This is a genomic window from Rothia sp. HMSC08A08 (assembly GCF_001808385.1).
GTDB lineage: Bacteria > Actinomycetota > Actinomycetes > Actinomycetales > Micrococcaceae > Rothia > Rothia dentocariosa.
Window position 1 is genome coordinate 1 of the sequence record NZ_KV793066.1, and the last position, 2,065, is coordinate 2,065.

Consider the following 2,065-nt stretch of genomic DNA (forward strand, 5'->3'; position numbering starts at 1 on the left):
GCTGCATAAGGAGCATCTGGCGTAGAAGCTCGCTCATATGCATTAGGCACAAAGCGGGAGCGTTTTCTATCCTTTCGCTATGTTGTGCCCTATCAGCTCCACTGCTTGGAGAAGATAAGGCATAGGTGTGGCTGGGGATTCGGCTAACTCGTTCGGCATAGGGTTGTAGTTCCCCGTAAGATGTGCGTTCCCGCATGCTTTTTCATACTCGTCAAAAGGAAAATCTTGAGGAATAGTTTTCTCATCTTTCTCCGAGACTCCCGATAACTGGTGATAGTGCCGTTGCGCATCTTTCTGGTTTTGGTATTTTCTGACCCGTTCGTAATGAGCGTTAAGCCACACTTCAAAGCACGGTGCATTCACAACAGCGGCGATATCTTCGTCCGTACAACTCTTGATAAACTCACGTAATTTTTCACGGGTATGGTCGTCCTGATCTACCACAAGCCACACCTGATCATAGTTTTTAGACGTTCTACCTATTACTTTTTGAAGTATCCACGTGGGATCTCCCGAAATAGCTTCTACCGTTACTGAATACTTTTCACGCGGTCCGTTGATCTTATCGCGTAACCATTCAAGGTAACGATGCTCCGTCACTTCACCATTGGTTACAACTAGGATAGTGGTCTTTATGCTGCGTTTCTTGGTGCTCTTAGCACGACGGCTCATTGTCCCGCCTCTAAAATAGCACGTAACTCAGACATGTAGGTGGTGGGTATAGCTCCGAAAGCACCGGTGAGATACTGTTTCTGAATATTGCTCTTGGGACGGGTATCAAACTCTTCCAAGGAAAAAATTTCGCTCGCGCCTTCGTCATTTTTCTCGGTGAACCATACTTCAGGAGGATCGAGCAATCGCATGGGGATATTACCCAGCAGAGTAGCATCGTGCGAAGTAAAAATGAGCTGAGCTCCGGTACGGTTCATGTCAGGGTTCTTGAACATGCTCACCAATTCAGCCGCCAAAGTGGGATGCAAGCTAGATTCCAGTTCATCAACTACTAACGCTGCACCCCCTTGGAGGGCTGTCACAGCTCTACCCGCAAGCACAAGCCAGCTGAGAGTACCATCGCTCTGTGCACTAAGCCCCAGCCTAACCTCTTCCCCATGTACTCCACGATGATATAGATTAAGTGCTTGTGCGCTCTCTAACATATCTTCATGAGAAAGATTAGTCCCGAGACCCATTACTTGTCTCATATATGCTACCCCAATAGACTCTGGTGGGAGTTTTTTACGGTCTACCTCAAGACGGGTAACCCCAATGTCAGCCACTTGTGCTAATGCGCTCATAGAACGCTCCCACAGGTCGATATTACGAATTATCATACGCATTATTGTCACGATATTCGTCTGCCGTGAAGCCATACCATCCATGAAATAGAAATCGTAGGCAAGAACACGTGCCAAAGGTGCCAGGGTCTCATGCCCGTATTGCCGAGCAACCGCTAAAAACAGCTGATCTGGCTGCGTAATTTTACGAACCTCTTGGGTGGCGCCTTTCAGTGAGGACCCTGCCTTTACGGTAACTGTGGAGTCTTTTTGGGTGCGGCGCTCAAAGAGTAATCGTGCTGTACCTTTTGGGTAGGCATGCATGGTTTCAAGGGCTATAGCACCGCTTTTATCTGCCTGTACCCGATAGTCATAGCGCACCTGCTCGTGGGTGAAACTTAGCGTGTAGGTTGTCTGCGGGTTGAGAGGGTTCTGAAGCAGATAAGGATGATAAAGATGTCCCCCAGGCGCACGGACAGCCTGGCTCAGCCTGATAAGCGCACCACGCACAATGGTGCTTTTACCAGAAGCATTCGCCCCGAAAATAGCGGCCACTCGGCTCGTACAGCTCTCCCAAGTCTGCTCATTTTTCGGCACCTGCGTTTTGAGGGAGGGAAGCACCATCGACAGGTACGCTTCATCCCTGAAACTTTCATAGTTTTCAACCGAAAATTCTAGAAGCATACGCTAACTCTAACAAAATATAGGGTGTTTTGGGAAAATTTTTCCCTAAAACACCAGAATTTACCCCTGAGTACATAATATTCTAGGTAAAAAGAGCAACGCTGCAT

Annotated in this window: 2 protein-coding genes; both read right to left on the minus strand. The window is 48.0% G+C overall.

The window, feature by feature from the left end; all coding sequences use genetic code 11:
- Window positions 1-66: 66 nt before the first annotated feature.
- The gene (locus tag HMPREF3164_RS04845) at window positions 67-672 is read right to left on the minus strand and encodes an RloB family protein (protein ID WP_070449321.1); all 606 of its coding nucleotides are present in this window, start codon (window positions 670-672) and stop codon (window positions 67-69) included.
- Window positions 669-1,958 carry an AAA family ATPase gene (locus HMPREF3164_RS04850; RefSeq protein WP_070449323.1) on the minus strand — a complete coding sequence of 430 codons (1,290 nt, stop codon included), beginning with the start codon at window positions 1,956-1,958 and terminating at the stop codon, window positions 669-671. The genes HMPREF3164_RS04845 and HMPREF3164_RS04850 overlap by 4 nt, the downstream gene beginning before the upstream one ends.
- Between the last annotated feature and the right edge of the window lie 107 nt (window positions 1,959-2,065).

Excerpts from the sequence above, each read along its gene's own strand:
- HMPREF3164_RS04845 (WP_070449321.1), bottom strand. The coding sequence starts at position 672 with ATGAGCCGTCGTGCTAAGAGCACCAAGAAACGCAGCATAAAGACCACT.
- HMPREF3164_RS04850 (WP_070449323.1), bottom strand. The coding sequence starts at position 1,958 with ATGCTTCTAGAATTTTCGGTTGAAAACTATGAAAGTTTCAGGGATGAA.